18 protein-coding genes are annotated in these 20,116 nt (G+C 68.9%); 9 read left to right on the top strand and 9 right to left on the bottom strand.

Annotation, left to right across the window (positions count from 1 at the left end; genetic code table 11):
- A complete protein-coding gene (locus tag ABZ382_RS13200; protein WP_357087804.1) occupies positions 1–1,032 on the top strand; it encodes an aspartate-semialdehyde dehydrogenase in 1,032 nt (343 codons plus the stop codon).
- Between the two features lie 71 nt (positions 1,033–1,103).
- Here the strand turns inward: ABZ382_RS13200 and ABZ382_RS13195 are convergent, their stop codons facing one another.
- Positions 1,104–1,304: a hypothetical protein gene (locus ABZ382_RS13195; protein ID WP_357087801.1), complete on the bottom strand. Its 201-nt coding sequence runs from the start codon at positions 1,302–1,304 to the stop codon at positions 1,104–1,106.
- Positions 1,305–1,759: 455 nt separating this feature from the next.
- On the opposite strand from ABZ382_RS13195, the gene ABZ382_RS13190 reads away from it, so the two are divergent.
- The gene (locus tag ABZ382_RS13190; protein ID WP_357087799.1) at positions 1,760–3,010 is read left to right on the top strand and encodes a helix-turn-helix transcriptional regulator; all 1,251 of its coding nucleotides are present in this window, start codon (positions 1,760–1,762) and stop codon (positions 3,008–3,010) included.
- A 15-nt stretch (positions 3,011–3,025) separates the two neighbouring features.
- Here the strand turns inward: ABZ382_RS13190 and ABZ382_RS13185 are convergent, their stop codons facing one another.
- The gene (locus ABZ382_RS13185) at positions 3,026–4,378 is read right to left on the bottom strand and encodes a serine hydrolase (RefSeq protein ID WP_357087797.1); all 1,353 of its coding nucleotides are present in this window, start codon (positions 4,376–4,378) and stop codon (positions 3,026–3,028) included.
- 249 nt (positions 4,379–4,627) lie between these two features.
- Between ABZ382_RS13185 and ABZ382_RS13180 the strand changes: the two genes are divergently transcribed.
- The 3 genes from ABZ382_RS13180 (at position 4,628) to ABZ382_RS13170 (ending at position 8,481) form a co-directional block, all read left to right on the top strand.
- Entirely contained in the window at positions 4,628–5,890 is a 1,263-nt protein-coding gene (locus tag ABZ382_RS13180) for an ATP-binding protein (RefSeq protein ID WP_357087795.1), read from the top strand.
- Positions 5,891–5,908: 18 nt separating this feature from the next.
- The gene (locus tag ABZ382_RS13175; RefSeq protein ID WP_357087792.1) at positions 5,909–6,952 is read left to right on the top strand and encodes a tetratricopeptide repeat protein; all 1,044 of its coding nucleotides are present in this window, start codon (positions 5,909–5,911) and stop codon (positions 6,950–6,952) included.
- 74 nt (positions 6,953–7,026) lie between these two features.
- Positions 7,027–8,481, top strand: a complete 1,455-nt coding sequence (locus tag ABZ382_RS13170) for a catalase (protein ID WP_357087790.1) — start codon at positions 7,027–7,029, stop codon at positions 8,479–8,481.
- 41 nt (positions 8,482–8,522) lie between these two features.
- Here ABZ382_RS13170 and ABZ382_RS13165 read toward each other — a convergent pair whose 3' ends face one another.
- A complete protein-coding gene (locus tag ABZ382_RS13165) occupies positions 8,523–9,125 on the bottom strand; it encodes a TetR/AcrR family transcriptional regulator (protein WP_357087788.1) in 603 nt (200 codons plus the stop codon).
- Positions 9,126–9,226: 101 nt separating this feature from the next.
- On the opposite strand from ABZ382_RS13165, the gene ABZ382_RS13160 reads away from it, so the two are divergent.
- Entirely contained in the window at positions 9,227–9,952 is a 726-nt protein-coding gene (locus tag ABZ382_RS13160) for an SDR family oxidoreductase (RefSeq protein ID WP_357087786.1), read from the top strand.
- A gap of 18 nt (positions 9,953–9,970) precedes the next feature.
- On the opposite strand, the gene ABZ382_RS13155 is transcribed toward ABZ382_RS13160, so the two are convergent.
- Complete coding sequence (locus tag ABZ382_RS13155; RefSeq protein WP_357087784.1) at positions 9,971–10,711, bottom strand: TetR/AcrR family transcriptional regulator C-terminal domain-containing protein; 741 nt, start codon at positions 10,709–10,711, stop codon at positions 9,971–9,973.
- A 157-nt stretch (positions 10,712–10,868) separates the two neighbouring features.
- On the opposite strand from ABZ382_RS13155, the gene ABZ382_RS13150 reads away from it, so the two are divergent.
- A complete protein-coding gene (locus tag ABZ382_RS13150; RefSeq protein WP_357087782.1) occupies positions 10,869–12,410 on the top strand; it encodes an MFS transporter in 1,542 nt (513 codons plus the stop codon).
- A gap of 67 nt (positions 12,411–12,477) precedes the next feature.
- Here the strand turns inward: ABZ382_RS13150 and ABZ382_RS13145 are convergent, their stop codons facing one another.
- The 3 genes from ABZ382_RS13145 to ABZ382_RS13135 all read right to left on the bottom strand — a co-directional run bounded on the left by ABZ382_RS13145 (position 12,478) and on the right by ABZ382_RS13135 (position 14,876).
- The gene (locus ABZ382_RS13145; RefSeq protein ID WP_357087779.1) at positions 12,478–12,669 is read right to left on the bottom strand and encodes a hypothetical protein; all 192 of its coding nucleotides are present in this window, start codon (positions 12,667–12,669) and stop codon (positions 12,478–12,480) included.
- Between the two features lie 63 nt (positions 12,670–12,732).
- Positions 12,733–13,758 (bottom strand): phosphotransferase family protein, encoded by a 1,026-nt coding sequence (locus ABZ382_RS13140; RefSeq protein WP_357087776.1) that lies wholly within the window; start codon positions 13,756–13,758, stop codon positions 12,733–12,735.
- Between the two features lie 2 nt (positions 13,759–13,760).
- Positions 13,761–14,876 carry a hypothetical protein gene (locus ABZ382_RS13135; RefSeq protein WP_357087774.1) on the bottom strand — a complete coding sequence of 372 codons (1,116 nt, stop codon included), beginning with the start codon at positions 14,874–14,876 and terminating at the stop codon, positions 13,761–13,763.
- 125 nt (positions 14,877–15,001) lie between these two features.
- Here ABZ382_RS13135 and ABZ382_RS13130 point away from each other — a divergent pair, with 125 nt between their 5' ends.
- Positions 15,002–15,610: a TetR/AcrR family transcriptional regulator gene (locus ABZ382_RS13130; RefSeq protein WP_357087771.1), complete on the top strand. Its 609-nt coding sequence runs from the start codon at positions 15,002–15,004 to the stop codon at positions 15,608–15,610.
- A gap of 512 nt (positions 15,611–16,122) precedes the next feature.
- Here the strand turns inward: ABZ382_RS13130 and ABZ382_RS13125 are convergent.
- Positions 16,123–17,310: an MFS transporter gene (locus tag ABZ382_RS13125; protein ID WP_357087769.1), complete on the bottom strand. Its 1,188-nt coding sequence runs from the start codon at positions 17,308–17,310 to the stop codon at positions 16,123–16,125.
- 126 nt (positions 17,311–17,436) lie between these two features.
- Here ABZ382_RS13125 and ABZ382_RS13120 point away from each other — a divergent pair, with 126 nt between their 5' ends.
- Entirely contained in the window at positions 17,437–19,119 is a 1,683-nt protein-coding gene (locus tag ABZ382_RS13120) for a PKD domain-containing protein (protein ID WP_357087766.1), read from the top strand.
- Here ABZ382_RS13120 and ABZ382_RS13115 read toward each other — a convergent pair whose 3' ends face one another.
- The gene (locus ABZ382_RS13115; protein ID WP_357088738.1) at positions 19,120–20,115 is read right to left on the bottom strand and encodes a TIGR03617 family F420-dependent LLM class oxidoreductase; all 996 of its coding nucleotides are present in this window, start codon (positions 20,113–20,115) and stop codon (positions 19,120–19,122) included. It abuts the gene before it with no gap.
- Between the last annotated feature and the right edge of the window lies 1 nt (position 20,116).

Here is a 20,116-nt window from a genome sequence, read left to right as displayed (position 1 = left end):
ATGGGTGTGCGTGTAGGTGTCGTCGGCGCGACCGGTCAGGTCGGCGCGGTCATGCGAAAGCTGCTGGAGGAGCGCAACTTCCCGGCCGACGAGGTGCGCTTCTTCGCGTCCTCGCGCTCGGCGGGCAAGACGCTGCCGTTCCGCGGCAAGGACATCGTGGTCGAGGACACCGAGACCGCGGACCCGACCGGACTGGACATCGCGCTGTTCTCGGCCGGCGCCACCATGTCCCGGGTGCAGGCGCCGCGCTTCGCGGCCGCCGGTGTCACCGTGATCGACAACTCCTCGGCCTGGCGCAAGGATCCCGAGGTGCCGCTGGTGGTCTCCGAGGTGAACCCGGAGGCGACCCGCAACCTGGTCAAGGGCATCATCGCGAACCCGAACTGCACCACCATGGCCGCCATGCCGGTGCTCAAGGTGCTGCACGACGAGGCCGGTCTGCAGCGGCTGATCGTGTCCAGCTACCAGGCGGTCTCGGGCTCCGGCCTGGCCGGTGTGGAGGAGCTGGCCTCGCAGGTGCGCGCGGTGATCGGCGACGCCGAGAAGCTGGTGCACGACGGTTCGGCCGTGGACTTCCCGGCGCCGAACAAGTACGTGGCCCCCATCGCCTTCGATGTGATTCCGCTCGCGGGCGCACTGGTGGACGACGGCAGCGGTGAGACCGACGAGGATCAGAAGCTGCGCAATGAGTCCCGCAAGATCCTGGGTCTGCCGGACCTGCTGGTGAGCGGCACCTGCGTGCGCGTGCCGGTGTTCACCGGGCACTCGCTGTCGATCAATGCCGAGTTCGCCCGGCCGATCTCGGTGGAGCGCGCTGAGGAATTGCTGGCCGAGGCGCCCGGTGTGCGGCTGACCGATGTGCCGACGCCGCTGGCCGCCGCCGGCCAGGACGAGTCGCTGGTGGGTCGTATCCGCCAGGATCCGGGTGCGCCGGACGGTCGCGGTCTGGCGCTGTTCATCTCGGGCGACAATCTGCGTAAGGGCGCCGCGCTGAACACCATTCAGATCGCGGAAGTTCTTTTGAACAACTGATCAGTTTCTCTGATCGGAACTAACCGTTACGGACCGTGCACGCAAAGTGCGCGGTCCGTTTTCGGATATGGTCAATCGGCCCAGAGTTCCGCGCACGGAAGTGGCGCGAGCCGATCGATGGGCATGCCGTCGATGGTGACTTCAATGCGATGCGGTCTCAAATGCGCTGCGAGACGTTCCGCAATTGCACGCTCGGCGCGGTAATCCAAGATCATTCCGCCGGGAAACCGCAGGCGCACATGGACTTCGTCGGTTTTGGGGGCGGCCGTCATCGGGTGGGCGCCCGGTGGGTGACTGGTTGACCTTTCGCCGCGCGAGAGTTCCGGTTACCCTCGCGTTCGAGGCGAGCGGTGATCGATTGCACCGTCGCCCCGTCGGCAGTGGAGGAATACTTGGTGGCCGCTAGGGCGCACGCCGCGAACCACATTGCCGCGCCGCCGATTCCGGCTCCGAGTAGGAAGAAGAGAAGTTCGCCGGGCATGACCACCTCTTGTCGTCCGTTTGGTTCGACGGGTCCTCTTCAAACGTTAAACACAGAAAAATTGCGGTGCAATAAGAAAAATCCATGTTCCATACTGTGCGCCGTAAGCTCGCCCGGTCTGGAATCCTTGTCGGCAGATCCCCCCTTGGAAGGAATGGGCGGAAGGAGAAGGGCATGGTAGACATCGGCGAAACAAGCGGGCGGTGACGGCCGGGAAAGCCGATCAGGCAGAAGGAGTTTGACCCGGTGGCCGAAAGTACCCTTGGGGCACGGGTAGCGGAGTTGCGCCGGCGGCGGGGACTATCGCAGAAAGAGTTGGGCGCGGCGATTCGGCGCTCGGAAAGCTGGGTGTCGCAGGTCGAGCGAGACGTCCTGCCTGTTGAGCGACTGTCCGTTCTGCAAAGACTGGCGGATGTGCTCGGCGTGGCGGTACGCGATCTGCGTCCCGAAGCGGCCGAACCGGTGGCCGCCGACCGCGGCGACGGGCTTCGGCCCGGCTCGGCGGTCTTCGAGCAGCTGCGGCTGATGCTCACCGGACATCCCGCACTGGACCAGCTCCTCGGCGACGAGGCCGACCGAGTTCCGGAGCCGAACGCGGCGGACGCGAAACTCCCCGAGCTGCAACAGCGCGTGGACCTGGCCTGGCAGCTGGCACACGAATCCCGCTTGGTCGAGGTGGGCGGCAGCCTGCTGGAACTGATCCCGGACCTGGAACACGCCGCGCGGGCGAACACCCCGCGGCGGCCGGAAGTGCTGACCCAGCTCTCGCGCGCCTATCAGGTGGCCGCGACCGCGTTCACCCGTCAGGAGGAGGTCGACGCGGCATGGGTCGCGGCCGATCGCGCCTTGTCCGCGGCCGAGGAATCCGGTGACGCGCTCAGCGTCGTGGCCGGAACCTACCGCATGGCCCAGGCCTTCCTGCGCCTGCAACGACTGGAACAGGCCGAACAGGCGGCACGGGTGTCGGTGGCGGCGCTGGCCGCCCGCGCGGCGGCCGACCAGCCGCGGCCGGAAGTGCTGTCGCTCTACGGATCTCTGCAGCTCATGCTGGCGGTGATCGCGGCGACCGACGGGAATCGCACCGCGGCCCGGGCCGGGCTGGCGGCGGCACGCGTCGCCGCCGATCGACTGGGCGAGGGCCGCAACGACTTCGACACCGAGTTCGGTCCGACCGGGGTCGCCGTGCACGCGGTGGCCGTGGCAGTCGAACTGGGTGACGCGGGCGAGGCGCTCGACACCGCGCGCACCGTCGACGCGTCGATCCTGTCGCCGGAACGGCAGGCCCGCTTCCTGGTCGACGTGGCTCGCGCGCACGCGCAGCGGCGGCAGGCGGCGGAAGCGTTGGAGGCGTTGCTCAATGCCGAGCGACTAACGCCCGAACTGGTCCACACCGATCATCGCGCCCGCGAGGTGGTGCGCGATCTGCTGCAGTTCGCCGGCCGCCGACCGGCCGAGGAATTACGAGAGCTGGCGGGGCGGGCCGCGGTCACGCCCTAGGCGCTGTCGTCGGAGTCAGCGCACGCCCGGGGTGCGCGGGTCGGGGCCGACGCACGCCAGCAGCAGGCAGCCCGGGGGAGCGTCACTGAACGGCGGGGCGAGCGGAAGGTTCAAGCAGGACAACACGGTACAGCCGGGATAGGCATCCGCGCCGACGCCGAAGACCGCCAGCGCGATATCGGTGTCGAAGTAGGCGCGGTAGTCCACCCGCAGCGGCGTCTCCACGTACGGGCCCGGATCCGGCATCGGATGGTCGCGGAAGCCGGACAGCAGGCGGCGGAAGAACTCGTGCGACGGCTCGTCGCCGTATTGCAGGAGGCCGCCGGGGCCTTGACCGCTGTGCACGCCGAACGCGCCGGTCCACACCACCATCAGGTCCAGGTCGGGCACCACGAAGACGTTCTGCAGCCCGAGGCCGGACATGGAATAGGTGTCGGCGGGCAGGAATTCGGGATTCTCCGCACAGCCCGGGCCGAGCCAGAACAGGTAGCCGTAGCAGCGGTTGGTGCCCGACGGCGTGACGGCCCGATCCAGGTAGGCCTCGGAGATGACGGCGCGGCCGTTCCAGCGGCCGTGCGCGGCGACCAGCATGCCGAGCCGCGCCAGATCGGCGGGCGGAATGAACAGGTGCGCGTAGCCGTAGGTGTGGCCGGAACGGTCCCGCGCCCAGTAGTAGTCGCCGCGCTCGATGCCCAAGGGGCCGAACAGTTCCCGCTGCGCGAAGTCCTGGAGCGGTTCGCCGGTGGCCAGTTCGATCACGTACGACAGCAGGTCCACATTGCGCTGGCTGTATTGGAAGGCGCTGCCCGGCGGGGTGTCGAAGGGCACGCCGAGGGCCTGGACCGCGCTGAACGGGTCGATCGGGACGACACCGGTGATGCCTTCGGTGGCCGCGCCGACCCGCAGGCCCGAGGTCTCCTGCAGCAGGTTCTCCACGGTGATGGCGCGGTGCCCGGCATCGCCGACATCCGGCGGGAGATAGCTGTCCAGGGTCGCGTCGATATCGAGTTTCCCTCGGTCCCAGGCGATTCCGGCGAGCAACGAGACGATGCTCTTGGTGACGCTCCAGACGTTCCACGGGACGGTGTCGGTCTCGGCGTTCGAGGGGCCGGTGCCGATCAGGCAGTTGTGCCGAAAGACCTGGACGTTCAATCGGTTTCGGGTGGCCGCGAAAGCGAGGGCATCGGCCAGTTGCCCGGGGTCTACTCCGGTGTCCTCGGGCGCGGCGCGCACGAAGTCGCGCCCCGTGGGTTGCGCGCAGTACGCCGGATCGGTGGCCGCTGTCGCGGCTCCTCCGCCGAGGATCACGCTGCCCGCCATCACTACCGTCGCCAACGTGCCGGCCATCCCCCTGCGCATGCGCCGCATGGAGTCAGGCTAACCCGGAAAGTTGAAGCCGACGCCCAACAAGCGCCTCTCGGCGAGTGGTCGCTCGTAGCGACGAAGGGTGCGGCCCGGGGCTGTTCCGACGCCGGCAGTGTGGATCAACCGAGCGTCCGCCGGATCTATTCCGGCACCGGCAGTGTGATCCGGGTGACGTCTCTACGGTGGTGACCGGTGTCACCCGGAGCGTTTAGCATTCGGCGGAGAACAATCTGTACTTCTCTTGGGGGAGCTGTGACCGACGATCCGGTGATCGCCAATCTGCTGACCGTGCTCGACGCCAATCCCGAGCTGCTGCCGGTGCGGATCAGCGTGATCGAACTGCTGGCCGCCCGGGGCCGCCACGCGGAGGCGCTGACGCAGTGCGCCACGGCGCTGGCCCAGGATCCGGTCAACGCGCAGGTGACGGCGCTGCTGCAACGCTGCACCGCGGCGCTGGCGGGCGGCGAGGCCGGTGAATCGGCCGCGGTCGCACCGGTTTCCACGACCTCGCCCGCGCACGGGTCCGAGGCGGCCGATTCCGGCTACGACTGGGACGCCGCCGAGGAGCAGGTCGGCGACATCATCCAGCCCGCCTTCGTGAACGAGCGGTCCGAACCGTACGCCGAGGGCGATGTGGGCCTGTTCGAGCGCCCCAAGCTGACCCTCGCCGATGTCGGTGGCATGGAGCATGTCAAGCAGCAGCTGGAGTTGTCGCTGCTGGGCCCGGTCCGAAACCCGGAACTGGCCAAGGCCTTCGGCACCAGCGCCCGCGGCGGCCTGCTGCTCTACGGTCCGCCCGGGTGCGGCAAGACGTTCGTGGCGTCGGCGGTGGCGGGTGAGCTGGGCGCGAATTTCTACGCCATCGAGATCGCCGACATCCTGAACTGGTACACCGGCCGCAGCGAGTACAACCTCAAACAGGTCTTTCGCACCGCGCGCCGCAAGGCCCCCTGTGTCCTGTTCTTCGACGAGATCGACGCCCTCGGCCACAAGCGCAGCCACCTCTCCGGCTCCAGTTCCCTGCGCTCCACCGTCAATCAGCTGCTCACCGAGATGGATTCGATGACCAGCGACAACGAGGGCGTCTACATCATCGGCGCCACCAACCACCCCTGGGACGTCGACGTGGCCCTGCGCCGCCCCGGCCGCTTCGACCGCATGGTCCTGGTCGCCCTCCCCGATCCGGAGGCCCGGGTCTCGATCCTCCGCCACCACCTGAAGGATCGCCCCGTCGAAGGCATCGACCTCAACGCCGTCGCCGCCCGCACGGAGAACTACTCCGGCGCCGACCTGGCCCAAATCTGCAAGTCCGCAACCCAACTCGCCATGGCCGACTCCATCCGCACCGGCACCGTCCGCCCCGTCCGCATGGACGACCTCGCCACCGCCCTCACCCAAACCCGACCCAGCACCGGCGCCTGGTTCGAATCCGCCCGCAACGTCGTCGAGTTCGCCAACAACGACGGCAGCTACGACGAGCTCGCCGCCTACATGCGCACTCGCAACAATCGCTGATCCCGGATCGCCGATCGGATGAGCGAGAAGATCGAGAAGGCCAGGGTGCTGGCGGATCTCGGGCGGTTCGAGGCGGCCCGGGAGATGTTGGGGGAGGTGCTGGCGGGGGATCCGGAGGATCCCGAGGCGTTGGCGGATATGGCCAATCTGGCCTATCGGGCGGGGGAGTACGAGCGGGCGCTGGAGTTCGCGGGGACCGCGATGCGGGTGGTGCCGGACGAGCCGTTCGTGTGGCGGGTGCGGGCGCTGGCGGAATTGCAGTTGAGTCGGGGCGCGGCCGGGGACGAGGGGGCGCAGCGGCGGGAGCGGGCGCAGGCGGCGGCCCGGCGGGCTATCGAGCTCGAGCCGGACGAGGCGGTGAACTTCCGGATTCTGGCTGCCACGCAACGGGATACCGATCCGGCCGCAGCGCTCGAGAATCTGGAGCTGGCGCTCGAACTGGAACCCGATGACCCGCACACGCATCTGCTGCGCGGGCTGACCCTGCGGCGGAACGTGCACGGGCCCGACGCGCAGGCGCAGGCGGAGGCCGCGTTCCGGGAGGTGCTGCGGCTGGAGCCGGACCACGCGGAAGCGTTGTACGAGCTCGCGCTGCTCGCGGTGGATCGAGGGGACAACCAGGCGGGCGCGGAGCAATTGCGGCGGGTCGCGCAGCTGGATCCGGCCTACGGCGATGTGGTGCGGGAGCAGCTGGCGTGGCTGGCCGCGCAGGACGAGCTGCGGGCGCGGGCGGTCCGGGAGGCCGCGGCCGGGGGCGCGTCCCGTCGTCCGGCCGGCACGCGGAAAGCCGCTGTCCAGGCGCCGGTTTCGCGGCCGAGGTCCGACGGCAGCCGGTTCGGGCGGTGGGCGGCGGCGGTCGGGGTGCTGCTGGTGATCCGGGTGGTGATCGCCGCGCTGGGTTCGGGCCATGACTCCGCGCCGACCACGACCCACTACACGCCGCCGCGCTACAACGCGCCGCCGACCTTCCCGTCCTACCTGCGGCAGTACCCGCTCACGGTGCCGCCGATGCCCACCTGGCCCGGCGATTTCCCGACCTATCGGATGCCGCCGCCGCGGTAGCCCCGGACTGTATACACCTTTGTTTACGCTCGCTTTTCTTGACTAGTTCCAGAAAAGCGAGCACGCTCGGCGACATGACCAAGGCGACCACCACCAACTCCGGCGCCCCGGTGCCCAGCGACAACGAATCGCTCACCGCGGGCGCCCAGGGCCCGATCCTGCTGCACGATCACTACCTGATCGAGAAGCTCGCGCACTTCAACCGGGAACGCGTCCCGGAGCGCGTGGTGCACGCCAAGGGCGCGGGCGCGTTCGGCGAACTGGTGGTCACCGGCGACGTCAGCCGCTACACCAAGGCCGCGCTGTTCCAGCCGGGCACCCGCACCGAATCGCTGGTGCGGTTCTCCACCGTCGCCGGTGAGCAGGGCAGCCCCGACACCTGGCGCGACCCGCGCGGTTTCGCGGTGAAGTTCTACACCACCGAGGGCAACTACGACATCGTCGGCAACAACACCCCGGTCTTCTTCATCAAGGACCCGATCAAGTTCCCCGACTTCATCCACTCGCAGAAGCGCCTGCCCGGCTCGGGCCTGCGCGACGCCACCATGCAGTGGGACTTCTGGACCCTGCGTCCCGAGACCGCCCACCAGGTCACCTGGCTCATGGGCGACCGCGGCATCCCCGCCACCCTGCGCCACATGGACGGCTTCGGCTCGCACACCTACCAGTGGATCAACGAAGCGGGCGAACGCTTCTGGGTGAAGTACCACTTCAAGACCGATCAGGGCATCAAGACCCTCACCCAGGCCGAGGCCGACGAACTCGCCGGCAAGGACGCCGACTACCACCGGCGTGATCTGTACGAGGCCATCGAGCGCGGCGACCACCCGAGCTGGACGCTGAAGGTCCAGATCATGCCGGTCGCCGAGGCGGAGAACTACCGCTTCAACCCGTTCGACCTGACCAAGGTCTGGTCGCAGCAGGACTACCCGCTCATCGAGGTCGGCCGCTGGACCCTGAACCGCAACCCCGCGAACTACTTCGTGGACATCGAGCAGGCCGCCTTCGCGCCCTCGAATGTGGTGCCCGGCATCGCGTTCTCGCCCGACAAGATGCTGCTGGGCCGCGTCTTCGCCTACGCCGACGCGCACCGCTACCGGATCGGCGCCAACCACGCGCAGCTGCCGCCGAACCGCGCCAAGGCCGCCCCGGTGAACTCCTACTCGCAGGACGGCGCCATGCGCTCCGGCCACAACGCGCCGACCGTTCCGGTGTATGCGCCCAACTCCTTCGGCGGCGCGCACGCCGACCCGGCCCGCGCCATCGACGACGGCGCGTGGGCGTTCGACCCGACCATGATCCGCGCCGGGTACGTCACCCACCGCGAGGACAACGACTTCGCGCAGGCGGGCACCCTGGTGCGTGAGGTCATGGACGACGCGCAGCGGGATCGCCTGGTGAGCAATGTGGCCGGCCACATCCTGGGCGGTGTGCGCGAGCCGATCCTGAGCCGCGTGTTCGACTACTGGAAGAGCGTGGACGCCGACCTCGGCAAGCGCATCGAAGTGGCTGTGCGCGAACAGCTCTGACCAACTCTCGAGGCCCGTGTCGCCATGGGCGACGCGGGCCTTCAGGTGTTCCCGGTCAGGATCGAATCGGCGAGCCGTTCGGCCACGGCGGTATCGAGGGGTGCGTGGCCGAGCACGAAGCGGTACCAGAACACGCCGTAGAACTGGTCGACCATGAGATCGAGGTCGGCGTCATCGGACAGTTCGCCACGTTCGACCCCCCGTTCCAGGACGTCCCGGACGGCCCGGCGCCGTTGTGCCGTAAAGGTTTCCAGCAGTTCGGCCAGGTGCGGGTCCTGCGCTGCCTCGCGCACCAGGGTGCGCAGGGCGGGCGCGGTCGAATCGCTCTGCGCGCCGCGGAAGGTCGAGTCGATGATCGCGAGCAGGTCGGCGCGCACCGAACCGGTGTCGGGCGTCGGCACGTGCAGGGCCGATCGTTCGGTGAGCGCGTCCAGCAGCAGCACGCCCTTGGACGGCCACCAGCGATAGACGGTCTGCTTCCCGACTCCGGCCGCTCGCGCGATGGCGTCGATGGTGACGGGCGCGCCCCCGGATTCGCCGAGCAGTCGCAGCGCCGTGTCGAGGATGGCCTGGTGGGTGGCCTCGTTGCGGCGGCGGCCGGTGTGAGGCCGCTGCGGATCGGTGTGCGGCCCTGGGGTTTTCATCGGTGCCCTCCTGTGGCGCAGCTCACCGTTCTGTCGAGACTAAAAGTCTCGGTTTCGCTGTTGTCGAGACTATCAGTTCCAACAAACTGGAGGTTCCGGCAATGACCACAACACAGCGCGTCGTCATCATGGGCGGCAGTTCCGGCATCGGCGAGGCGACCGCCGCCGTCTTCGCGGCCGCGGGCGCCGAGGTCGTCATCACCGGTCGCGACCGGGGCAAACTGGACGCGGCCGTGGCCCGCATCGGCGGCGACACCACCGGTCACGCCGTGGACGCCACCGACCAGGCCGAGGTCGACGCCTTCTTCGCCGGGCTGGGAACCCTTGACCACCTGGTCATCTCGGTGAGCGGCTCGGCCGGCAGCGGCCCGTTCGCCGAACTCGGCCTGGATCAGCTGGCCGCCGGTTTCGACGGCAAGTTTTGGCCGCAGGTCCGCATCCTGAAAGCCGCGCTGCCGCACCTGGATTCGCACGGTTCGGTGACCTTGGTGACCGCCGCCTCGGCCCGGTCGGCCTTCCCTGGCACGGCGGGTCTGGCCGCCATCAACGGCGCGCTCAATGCCATGGTCGCGCCGCTGGCGGTCGAGCTCGCCCCGCTGCGGATCAACGCGGTCGCCCCGGGTGTCATCGATACGCCTTGGTGGGACCGGGTTCCCGAGGCGCAGCGCACCGCTCTGTTCGACGGTCTGGTCGCCACCACCCCGGTGGGCCGGGTCGGCCGGCCGGAGGATGTCGCGGCCGCCATTCACCTGCTGGCGGTGAACGGCTTCACCACCGGCGTCGTCCTCGATGTCAACGGGGGGACCGGTCTGGCGACCGGTCGCTGAATCCGCCGAGGCGGCAGGCTATTTCTCGGCCGCGCGGTCGCGATGCAGTTCCAGGCCGTCCAGGATCAGACTGAGTTCGGAGTTGAAGAAATCCTCGCGGGTCTGGGCGACGTCGATGTCCCCCAGGCTGCGATGTCGCTTGGTGATGTGCGGATATCCCTGCGTCGCCTGCCCGGCCATCACCATCATCTTGGCGAACCACTCCTGTTCGGTCTGGCCGCTGCGTGCGACGGTGGTGACCATGGCGGTCTCGCCGCCAGTGGAGCCGATCACGTAGGACCAGATGGCATTGGAGCCGCGGTCGGCGGCGTAGTCGTCGAATCCGGCCGCCTCGAGCAGTGCGAGCATGCCCTCGGACAGGCGCAGCAGGTTCGGGCCGAGATAGGCGAGTCCGGCGCCGGTCATGGCGATGCTGATCCAGGGGTGTCGCAGAATGGTGGCTCGCAGTTCGCGGCCGACCGCCAGGAGATCGGCGCGCCACCGCTCGGGGGCGAGGGGCGGCATCCGGACCTCGCCGAAGGCCTCGTCGATGGCGAGTTCGAGGATCTCGTCCTTGTTGGTGACGTGGGTGTAGAGCGAGGTCGCTCCCGCGTTGAGTCGGCTGCCGAGGCGGCGCATGCTGAGCGAGTCGTAGCCCTCGGTATCGAGCAGGGCGAGCGCCTCGGTGACGATCTGTTCCCGGCTCAGTGCGGGCTGATCCTTGCGCTGTCGTTCCGGTCGGGTCCACACCGACGAGAACTCCTGTGCCTTGGCCGCCATGGCTCTTCCTCCTTTGTCTGCCGAACAGCATAACCCCAGCTAGAACGCCGTTCGTGCCGCCGTACACCGTTCCCTATTGCGAACAGTGTACGGAGACCGTACAGTGTTCGACAACGCCGCACAGTGTGCGGAACCGCTTCTCGAAGGGGACATGACAATGACCGCGAAAGACATGGCCGAGGCGCTGACCGCGCCGGTCGCCCAGCGCGACCCGCGGCGCTGGCTGATCCTGGTGGTGCTCTGCCTGAGCTCCCTGGTGCTGGTGATCGACAATATGGTGCTCACCGTTGCCCTGCCCCAGATCGCCACCGACCTGCACGCCGGCCCGCAGGCGCTGCAGTGGGTGATCGACTCCTACATCCTGGTCTTCGCGGGCCTGCTGCTCACCACGGGCAGCCTCTCCGACCGCTTCGGTCGCCGGCTGGTGATGGTCTTGGGCCTGGTGCTCTTCGGCGCGGCCTCACTGCTGGCCGCCTACGCCACCAGCCCCGAGATGCTGATCGGCGGCCGGGTGATCATGGGCATCGGCGGCGCGCTCATCATGCCGAGCACCCTGTCCATCCTGATCACCGTGTTCGACGAGCAGGAGCGCCCGAAGGCGATCGCCGCCTGGAGCAGTGTCGCCATGATCGGCATGGTCGGCGGCCCGGTGCTGGGCGGCCTCATGCTCGAACACGTCTGGTGGGGCGCGGTCTTCCTGCTGAACGTGCCGATCGCGGCGGTGGCCATCGTGGCGGCCATGACCCTGATGCCGGAGTCCAAGGGCCCGGCCCGCCCGACCGATCTGCCGGGCATGGCGCTGTCCATCGTCGGCACCGTGGCGCTGGTGTGGGGCATCATCGAGTTCCCGACCAAGGGCCTTGCCGGAACCTGGGTTTCGCTGCTGGTCGCCGTGCTCTTCCTGGTGGCCTTCCTGATTCGCGAACTGAAGGCCGAGCACCCGATGGTGCCGTTGCAGTTGTTCCGCAACCGCGTCTTCACCGGGTCCAGCTTCTCGCTGGTGCTGGTCACCTTCGCCAATGCCGGTCTGCTCCTGCTGCTGACCCAGTACCTGCAGTTCGTGCTCGGCTACACGCCGATGAAGACCGCGCTGGCCTTCACCCCGCTGGCCTTCGCCGCCCTGGTGGCGCAGGGTGTGGGCGCGGGTCTGGTGCGGAAGCTGGGTGTCCGCCCGCTGACCCTGCTCGGCATGCTGGTGCTGGCCGCCGGTTCGGGCGCCCTGGCCGCGCTCGACACCGACTCGGGCTTCTGGGCCGCGGCCCTGGCCATGGCGCTGGTCGGCGCGGGCGCCGGTCTGGCCATGCCCGCCGCGATCGGCGCGCTGATGGGGGCCATCCCGCCGGAGCAGGCCGGTGTCGGTTCGGCCCTGAACGACACCATCCAGCAGACCGGTGGCGCGCTGGGTGTGGCCGTGCTGGGTGCGATCCTGGCCGGAACCTACACCGACGGAATGCCTTCCGACGCCCCGGCGGCGGCCCGCGACAGCATCGCCGGAGCCTTCGCCACCGGTGACGCGACCCTGCTGAGCGCGGCGCGCGACGCCTTCACCCACGCCATGTCGACCACCTTCCTGGCCGGTGGCGCGGCGGTGCTGGCCGCCACGGTGATCGCCTTCTTCCTGATGAAGGGCGCGAAGGCGGCAGCGCCGGAAGGACTTCCGGAGGAGGCGGCCGAGCCGGAGCTGGCTCAGGCCCGCTAGTCGATACGCGAAAACGATTCCGCCCCCGGCGTCCTGCCGGAGGCGGAATCGTCTATTTCCTGGTGGCTCAGGCCGACTCGTCCTTGGCCTGCATGCCGAACGAGACCAGCGCCACCAGTACCCCGATCGCCCCGAGCACGATGCCGAAGCCGGGCTGCATATCGTCAGCCCAGGCCAGGATGATGAAGTGCATATTGGCCTGCTCCAGGAACAGCGAGCCGAAGCCGAGAATCGCCATCCAGATACCCAGACGCAGCATTAGGGAACCCCCCCGATCGAAATGAAATGTGCCGCGACAGCGTATCGGTGGACGGCGACACTGTCAGTTCAGTAATTGCTCGATGCGGGCGGTGCAGAAGCCGGTGATGTTCATTTCCGGGGGTAGCTGCACGCGATGGGACATGCGCAGCAAGGGAATCGACAGCAGCGCGGCCGAGAAGATCTCCTGGTACTCGAGGTTGCGGACCTGGGTGCCGGTGCGCTTCTCGTAGTAGGCGATGGTCTCCGCGCGGGAGGGCGTGCCCGGCAGGGGAGCGTGGCCCTCGTATTCGCTGCACGCCCAGTCCAGGAACAGCAGCCAGGCGAGGTCGGATTCGGGGGCGCCCAGGTGGGCGATCTCCCAGTCGAGCACGCCGCGGACCTGGAAGTCCTGGTCGTAGAGGATGTTCGACATCCGGGCGTCGCCCCAGCACAGGACGGCTTCGTCGGGTTCGTAGTGATGCTCGCGCAGGAACGCGATCGCTCGCCGGTAGGTGTCGGGCACATTTCCCTCGCACGCCCAGTGCAGGGCCGCGTCGAGGTAGTTCACCCCCTGCTCGATGACTCCGTTCCCGTGCTGCGGGAAGGCCAGGAACTCCAATCCCGAGGCCCGCCAATCGATTCGGCTGACTTCGGCGATGGTGTCCACGCAGCCCCACCACATGCGGGCCCGCTGCTCGGGTGTGGCCTCGAAGTAGGTTCCGGCGGCGTGATAGGACGGGTAGTCGCTCGGCGCCCGCCCTTCGAGGCGGTTCATGACGAAATACGGGCTGCCGAGCGGGTTGTCGTCGCGTTCGAGCCAGGCCACGGTCGGGACCGGGATGCCGGTACCGGCGAGCCGCTTCATGACCAGCACCTGCCGCAGCAGGTCGTAGTCGGGGAACAGCGACATGTCCGGTGGCCTCCGCATCACCAGCGGAACGCTGCCGTAGTCGTCACTGACCTCGAAGAGGTAGGTCTCGGTGGCGAATCCGCGTTCGGTGCGTGTGAAGCCGTCGATCCGGGCCCGCTGGGTGCTCGGAAAGTGTTCGCGCACCAGCGGTTCCAGTGCCGAGCCCAGCTGCTCGGCGGGAATTCGGGTGGTGTTCACGGTCAGAATCCCTCGTACCCGTACCGCGCGTTGCGGCCCATGAACACCATCTCGACGAGGCCGTAACCGACCTTGCCCTCGGTCTCGATGCGGCAGAAGGTCTCGCTGAGCATGCTGGCCTGCTTCAGGTCCGCGGTGTCGGTGAGGTCGACGGTCATGCCCTCGCTCCAGTTCTCACCGCGCCACAGGCCCGAGGCGTACCCGCGATAGAAGTCGTAGCCGGCGATGCCGGGCCAGAAGTCGGAGACCGGGGTGATGGTGAACTCGCGATTGCGGCCGTCGGTCGAGTACACCGTGAAGCTGCCGCCGCTCACGATGCGGAAGTCGTCGCGGAAGGTGAGCGCGTGGTCGGTGGTCGCGATGGCGATCGGCTGCTTGCCGGAGTCCAGCGGCGGCAGCACCGTGCCCTCGAAATGCCAGCGCTGGCCGTCGGCGGTCTCGCGCTGCGCGAAATGCACCAGCTCGTCCTCGAACTGGAAGATGCCCATGTAGTAGAGGACGCCATCGGGGATCTCGGACGGCTGCAGGCCGTCACCCTCGCCGAGGCTGCCGCCGCCACCGCCGTGCCGGGTGCCCCAGGAGTGGTCGCGGCCGAACCACCAGGTCTCGGGGTCGATGTCGTAGCGCTTGCCCTCGACCTCGATCCAGCCGGAGATGCGCCCGTTCTGGTAGTAGCGCCGGGCGTCCTCGCGGACCCGGCCGCGGGTGCGGAAGAAGGCGGGTTCCTGCTCGTAGGCGGGGAACTGGCCCTCGAAGTCGAGGTGCAGTCGCACGCCGTGCTCGTTGTCGCCGAGGGTGGCGCGGACCTTGCGCAGCGGTTCGACGATCTCGTACTTGAACGGGCCGACGGTCCAGTCGGCGATGCCGTCGTACTTGCCGCCGATCTCGCGCGACAGCCGCACCACGTGCGCGGTCTTGTTCCCGATGGTGACCATGGCGTAGGCGTCGAGCACGTTCCGGTTGGGGTAGCGCGCCATGCCGGTCATGACGCTGATCTCGCCGGTGGTGTCGAATCCGTACATCACGACGCGTTCGGTCCAGCGCAGGTCGCTCTGCTGCACGTGGTCGAAGGTGGTGGGGAGCTGGTGGGCGAGGAGTTCGTCCTGGGGCGTCAGCATTGACGGGCCTCTCACGAGGGTGGTCTGGACCACACTGAATTAGAATACGAGGCGTAGCGTATTCTCATCGCCGCGAGAATGTAACCTGTGCCAGAAAGAAATTTCGACGACCCGAGGGAGATGCCGTGCCCGCAGGTGCCGCGACCACCCGCACCGGACCCGGCCGTCCGCGCGACCCGCAGCTGGACGCGATGGTGCTGACCGCGGCCCAGGAACTTCTGGTCCGGGACGGTTATCAGGCCACCACCATCGCGGCCGTGGCCCGCCGGGCCGGTGTGGTGACGACGTCGATCTACCGCCGGTGGCCGGGTAAACGCGCCCTGGTCGAGGACGCCATCTTCGCCCTGGACAACCAGAACCATCCGGTTCCCTCGGGCGACCTGCGCGCCGACCTACTGGCCTGGACGCGCCTGTTCCTGAACGCGGCCGCGCACCCCGCGGCCCGCTCGGCCATCCCCGGCCTGCTGTCGGAGTATCACGACGATCAGGAGAGCTACCGCCGCCTGCTCGACGGCGGTGAGCGCCCCACGATTCAGGCGCTGGGCGAACTGCTGGCGGCGGCGGCCGACTCCGGCCAGGCGGCCAGGGATTGCGATACGGAGGCGATCTTCGAATTCCTGCGGGGCGCGACCCTGATGCGGGCGCTCACCCACGGGACCGAGGATGCCGACCACTTCAGCCGCCGGATCGCCGACGCCCTCTACGCGGTCGCGCAAACTCCCCGGTCAGAGTAGACCCCACCAGTAGATCAGGCAGGCCAGAGCCAGTACGACCAAGGTTTCCATCGTCCATCCCAATCTGCTTGGCGCTCTTGCCTTCCATGATGCCGTCTCTCGAGTCGCCAAGGCCACATTCGCCGATAACAAGATCATTCGACCCCATTCACCGGGCGAGCGCCGTCGGACACAGAGAACCCGCGTGTCCGTCACCCCTCGTGGACGGACTCGCGGGTTCTGCGCCTGCCTGCCACCCCCTTCGCGGCAGGCCGGATACCCAGCGAGACGCCAGTCGATCGGTGTGCTGTGGGCGGCCCGTCACCCCTCGTGGACGGGCCGGCCCCAGCATTCCCGCCCCAGGAAAGGTGGCTCGGTGGGTCCGCCGGTGCGTTCCGGCGTTGGACACAACGATGCCCAGCCGTGCTTGGCACGGCCTTAACAAGATCTTGTAACAGTGAAAAGTCCTGCTAATTCCCCCTTTTCGGGGAGCTACCCGATGGGCTCATCGCGGTGTCGTCCCGGTGGAGCGGTCAAACGCGTTGGCGGACTTCGGCGGCCGGTGCGGTCTGGCGCAGATCGCGGCCGATCCTCAGGGTGAAGAGCAGGACGGCGACCGCGGTGAGGGCCAGCAGGATGTAGCCGAGGGTGTAGTCGTTGTTCGCGCTGTAGACCGCGCCCATCACCAGCGGCGGGAAGTAGCCGCCGAGGCCGCCGGCCGCGCCGACCAGACCGGTCACGGTGCCGACGCGCGCGGGTTCGACCAGCTTGGCGATCAGCGCGAAGACGCCGCCGGTGCCGAGGCCGAGGAAGAAGGCCATGAGGATCAGGCCGAGCCCCGCGGGGATCTCGGGCCGCGGCTCGAAGGCCAGCACGACCGCCATGGTCGCCGCGCCCGCGAACGAGATGACCAGCACCTTGATCGGCCCGATCTTGTCGGACAGTGTGCCGCCGAGCGGGCGGGCCAGCACACCCGCGAGGGAGAAGCCCGCGGTGCGCAGGCCGGCCTCGGACTGCGAGAACTCGTAGACGTTCCTGAGCACGGTCGGCAGGTAGGTGGAGAACGCGACGAATCCGCCGAACGCGAGGGCGTACAGGATGGAACCCTGCCAGGTGGCCTTCTGCTTCAGCGCGTCCGTGATCCGCGGCAGCGCCGGTTCGGTGGCCGGCTGCCACTGCGGGGCGTTGCGGGCGAACAGCCACATGATCGCGCCCATGACGGCCAGCGCGACGGCCATCAGCACGTGGGTCTGGGCGCGGCCGAGGTGGTCGACCAGGCGCGGGGTGAGCAGCGCCGAGGCCGCGGTGCCGCCCATGCCGAGGCCGAACATGCCGGTCGCGAAGCCGCGGCGGGCCGGTTCGAACCAGCCGTTGACGAAGGGCACGCCGACCGCGAACGAGGTGCCGGGGATGCCCAGGAAGAATCCCCAGATGATCAGTGCCGCAAACGAATTCGACCAGCCGACGAGCAGTACCGGGATGATCGAGATGAAGCAGACGGCGGTGAACATCAACCGCCCGCCGAATTTGTCGGTGAGCACGCCGACCGGAATCCGGCCCAGCGATCCGACCAGGACCGGGGTGGCGACCAACAGCGCTTGCCGGCCGGGGGAGAGGTCCAGCTGCTCGGTATAGCTGCTCGCTAGCGGACCAATCAGATTCCATGCCCAGAAGGTGAGGGCGAAGGCGGTTGTAGCGAGTGTCAGATTTCTCGCGTTCATCCCTTTTGTCTAACAGATGCGCAGGTAGAACCGGCTAAATTGGGCCATTTCGGCGCGCCTCCGGGTGCCGTGCCGCCGCGTCCGCACCATGTCTGCTGTCGGATTGCGCGTCTCCCAGGAGGAGCAATGAAAGTGTGGCGATCTCGCCGGTGTCGTGCGGCCCTGCTGCCGGCCCTGGCGGGTGCGATCGCGGTGGCCGGAATCGTGGCGCAGGCGGGTCGGCCGCTACCCGCGGTCGCCGAGCCCGCGAGCGACCTTCCCCTCGTCATCGACGTCAGCGCACCTCCCGACGGGCCGTGCGCCGGCCCGCTGCACGGCACCGCCGCCGTCTACTTCCCGTCGGGCGTCGACTCGCACGCGGAGGTGGAGTGGCGGATTCTCGGTGGCGGGCAGCCGATTCGCAGCGGCATCACCGTGGTGCAGAACGATGTGATGACGGTCGGGTTCGATCTCCGCCACGACGAGCTCCCCGCCGACGGCCTGCTCCGCGTGGACGCCCGCGCCCGGATCCCGGGCGGCGACGTCACCGGCTACGGCAAGCCGTGGAACTTCCGGGTGAACCGGGATTGCCGTCCGCTGCACGTGGTCTCGGTCGGCGACTCGGTGTTGTGGGGCCAGTCGGTGCTCGGCGGCGTGAGCGCCCCGCGCAAGCACAGCTTCGCCACCGTGGTGGCCGATGCGCTGGGATCCCGGACCGGCCGCGGCGCCACCCTGCACGACTACACCGCTTCGGGCGCCGCCCTGGACGCGCCCGGTGAACACCCGACCGGCAAATGCCCCGGCGGGGACGCCACCCTCGACGTGTTCTGCCAGCTCGCCAAGGCCACCGGCGACGCCACCGCGAACGGCTACCCGGTCGATCTGGTGCTGATCGACGGCTGCCTCAACGATCTGGACCCGATCTTCGGCATTCCGGTGGGCGTCACGCCCGGCACCCAGGATCTGGCGGCCGCGGTGCACCGTGAATGCGGCGGGGTGGGCGCGGACGCGGTGAACCCGGCCGCCGCCGTGCCCTATTACAGCGGGGCGACCCTCGGCTACGGCGGTCGCGGTATGCGGGAGGCGGTCCAGGCCGCGCACCAACTGCCCGGCACGCCGAAGGTGTTGGTGGGCAACTACTTCCACGGCTACGACGGGGACCGGGTGCCGGAGTCGCTGACCCAGCGCTGGTCGGAGTTCGTGCGGGTGTCCTCGGAGTTGTTCCGGCAGGCCGTCGCCGACGCCAATGCCGCCGCCGGCGAGGAGTACGCCACCGCCGCCGACGGGCTGTTCACCGAGGATGCGGTGGGCGTTCGGGATCCGGCGCAGGTCGTGCCGGAGCCCGCGCAGACGCCCCGGGACATCGCGCAGCCGGCCGAGCGCACGCCGACCCTGAACCCGCTCGGCGACGAGGCGGCGTCGCTGCGTCTGCTGGTCTGCCCGCAGGCCAGCGACCTGCCGCAGTGCCGGGCCATTCCGGCCGTGTCACCGCCCGACCTCGAGGTCGCGCGCAAGCACGCCGACGTCTTCCTGATGAATCCCCGGATCAGCGAATGGTTCGGTGGCGGTGAGCCGTTCGGCATCGGGTTCACGGCGTCGAAGGTGACCGCCCGGTCCGGCAACGCGGTCAGTTTCGACGCCGAGCGGGCGGGCGGCGCCATTCGCCGCTACGACTGGTACTTCGGCGACGGCTCGCACGAGACCACCACCGATCCGGCGGCCTCGCACGTCTACAACGGGCTCGGCCCGAACCTGCCGCGGCTGGTGGTCACCGATATGACCGGCCGTCGGAGTCTGTACGAGCTGGCCGAGCCCATCACCGTGGGCTGATCAGGCGTGGAGGGCGGTCACCAGGTCGGCGATGGCATCGTCGCCGACCTGGTAGCCGGGGAAGTAGCAGCAGACGCGAGCGGCGGTGTCCCCGAAGCGATTCCGGATCAGGTCGGCGCACTCGGCGGGCGTGCCGCTGACGGTGAGGGCGTCCACCATGGTGTCGTCGATCAGTCCGGCCATCTCCCGCCAGCGACCCTGCTTGGACAGCAGATTGAGCTCGGGCTGGAGATCCGCCCAGCCCTCGACCTCCAGCACCGGGCGGTAGGCGGGCGTGGAACCGTAGAACGCCAGCAGGTTTCGCACCGCCTTGCGCGCCGCGGCCAGCTCCTCGTCCGTATCACCCATGGCCACAATGGCTTCCACGATGATCTCGAACGGCCGGGTGGATTCGCCGCGGCCTTTCTCCACCGCGGCGAGGGTCCGCTCCCGGTAGTGGCGCTCGGTGGTGAACGGCATGACCAGCAGCCCGTCAGCGACCTCGGCGGCCATGGCGGTCATGCGCGGACCCAATGCGCCGACCAGCACCGGCGGCGGCCCGGACGGATTCGGTCCCGGATCGAATTGCGGCGTCATGAGCGTGTGCTGCCAGAACCGGCCGCGGTAGTCGAGGCGCTCCCCGGTCTGCCAGGCCCGCAGAATCGCCTGCACCGCGAGCACCGTGTCGCGCATCCGCTCCACCGGCTCCGACCAGACGCTGCCGTACCGCTTCTCGATGTGCGGCCGGATCTGGCTGCCGAGTCCGAGCCGGAACCGCCCGCCCGAGAGCGCCTGCAGATCCCACGCGGTGTGCGCGAGGTGCATCGGGCTGCGCGGGAACGCCATGGCCACATTGGTCATGATGTCGGTTCCGGCGGTGGCGGCCAGGGTGAGCGGCGCGAACACGTCGTGCGCGCCCTCGAAGGTGAACACGCCGTCCACCCCGAGTTCGCGCAATCGCGCGGCGCGCGAAGCGGATTCGGCCAGTGGCGCGTTGAGCCACAGATCGACGGGCAGG

The organism is Nocardia sp. NPDC005825 (assembly GCF_040630175.1).
In the GTDB taxonomy this organism is placed as follows: domain Bacteria; phylum Actinomycetota; class Actinomycetes; order Mycobacteriales; family Mycobacteriaceae; genus Nocardia.
The sequence above is the reverse complement of the archived record's forward strand: the minus strand, read 5'-3'. Positions and strand labels throughout refer to the sequence as shown.

Coding starts and splice junctions, on each gene's coding strand:
- ABZ382_RS13200 (WP_357087804.1), top strand. CDS start 1: ATGGGTGTGCGTGTAGGTGTCGTCGGCGCGACCGGTCAGGTCGGCGCG.
- ABZ382_RS13195 (WP_357087801.1), bottom strand. CDS start 1,304: ATGACGGCCGCCCCCAAAACCGACGAAGTCCATGTGCGCCTGCGGTTT.
- ABZ382_RS13185 (WP_357087797.1), bottom strand. CDS start 4,378: ATGCGGCGCATGCGCAGGGGGATGGCCGGCACGTTGGCGACGGTAGTG.
- ABZ382_RS13175 (WP_357087792.1), top strand. CDS start 5,909: ATGAGCGAGAAGATCGAGAAGGCCAGGGTGCTGGCGGATCTCGGGCGG.
- ABZ382_RS13170 (WP_357087790.1), top strand. CDS start 7,027: ATGACCAAGGCGACCACCACCAACTCCGGCGCCCCGGTGCCCAGCGAC.
- ABZ382_RS13165 (WP_357087788.1), bottom strand. CDS start 9,125: ATGAAAACCCCAGGGCCGCACACCGATCCGCAGCGGCCTCACACCGGC.
- ABZ382_RS13160 (WP_357087786.1), top strand. CDS start 9,227: ATGACCACAACACAGCGCGTCGTCATCATGGGCGGCAGTTCCGGCATC.
- ABZ382_RS13155 (WP_357087784.1), bottom strand. CDS start 10,711: ATGGCGGCCAAGGCACAGGAGTTCTCGTCGGTGTGGACCCGACCGGAA.
- ABZ382_RS13150 (WP_357087782.1), top strand. CDS start 10,869: ATGACCGCGAAAGACATGGCCGAGGCGCTGACCGCGCCGGTCGCCCAG.
- ABZ382_RS13145 (WP_357087779.1), bottom strand. CDS start 12,669: ATGCTGCGTCTGGGTATCTGGATGGCGATTCTCGGCTTCGGCTCGCTG.
- ABZ382_RS13135 (WP_357087774.1), bottom strand. CDS start 14,876: ATGCTGACGCCCCAGGACGAACTCCTCGCCCACCAGCTCCCCACCACC.
- ABZ382_RS13125 (WP_357087769.1), bottom strand. CDS start 17,310: ATGAACGCGAGAAATCTGACACTCGCTACAACCGCCTTCGCCCTCACC.
- ABZ382_RS13120 (WP_357087766.1), top strand. CDS start 17,437: ATGAAAGTGTGGCGATCTCGCCGGTGTCGTGCGGCCCTGCTGCCGGCC.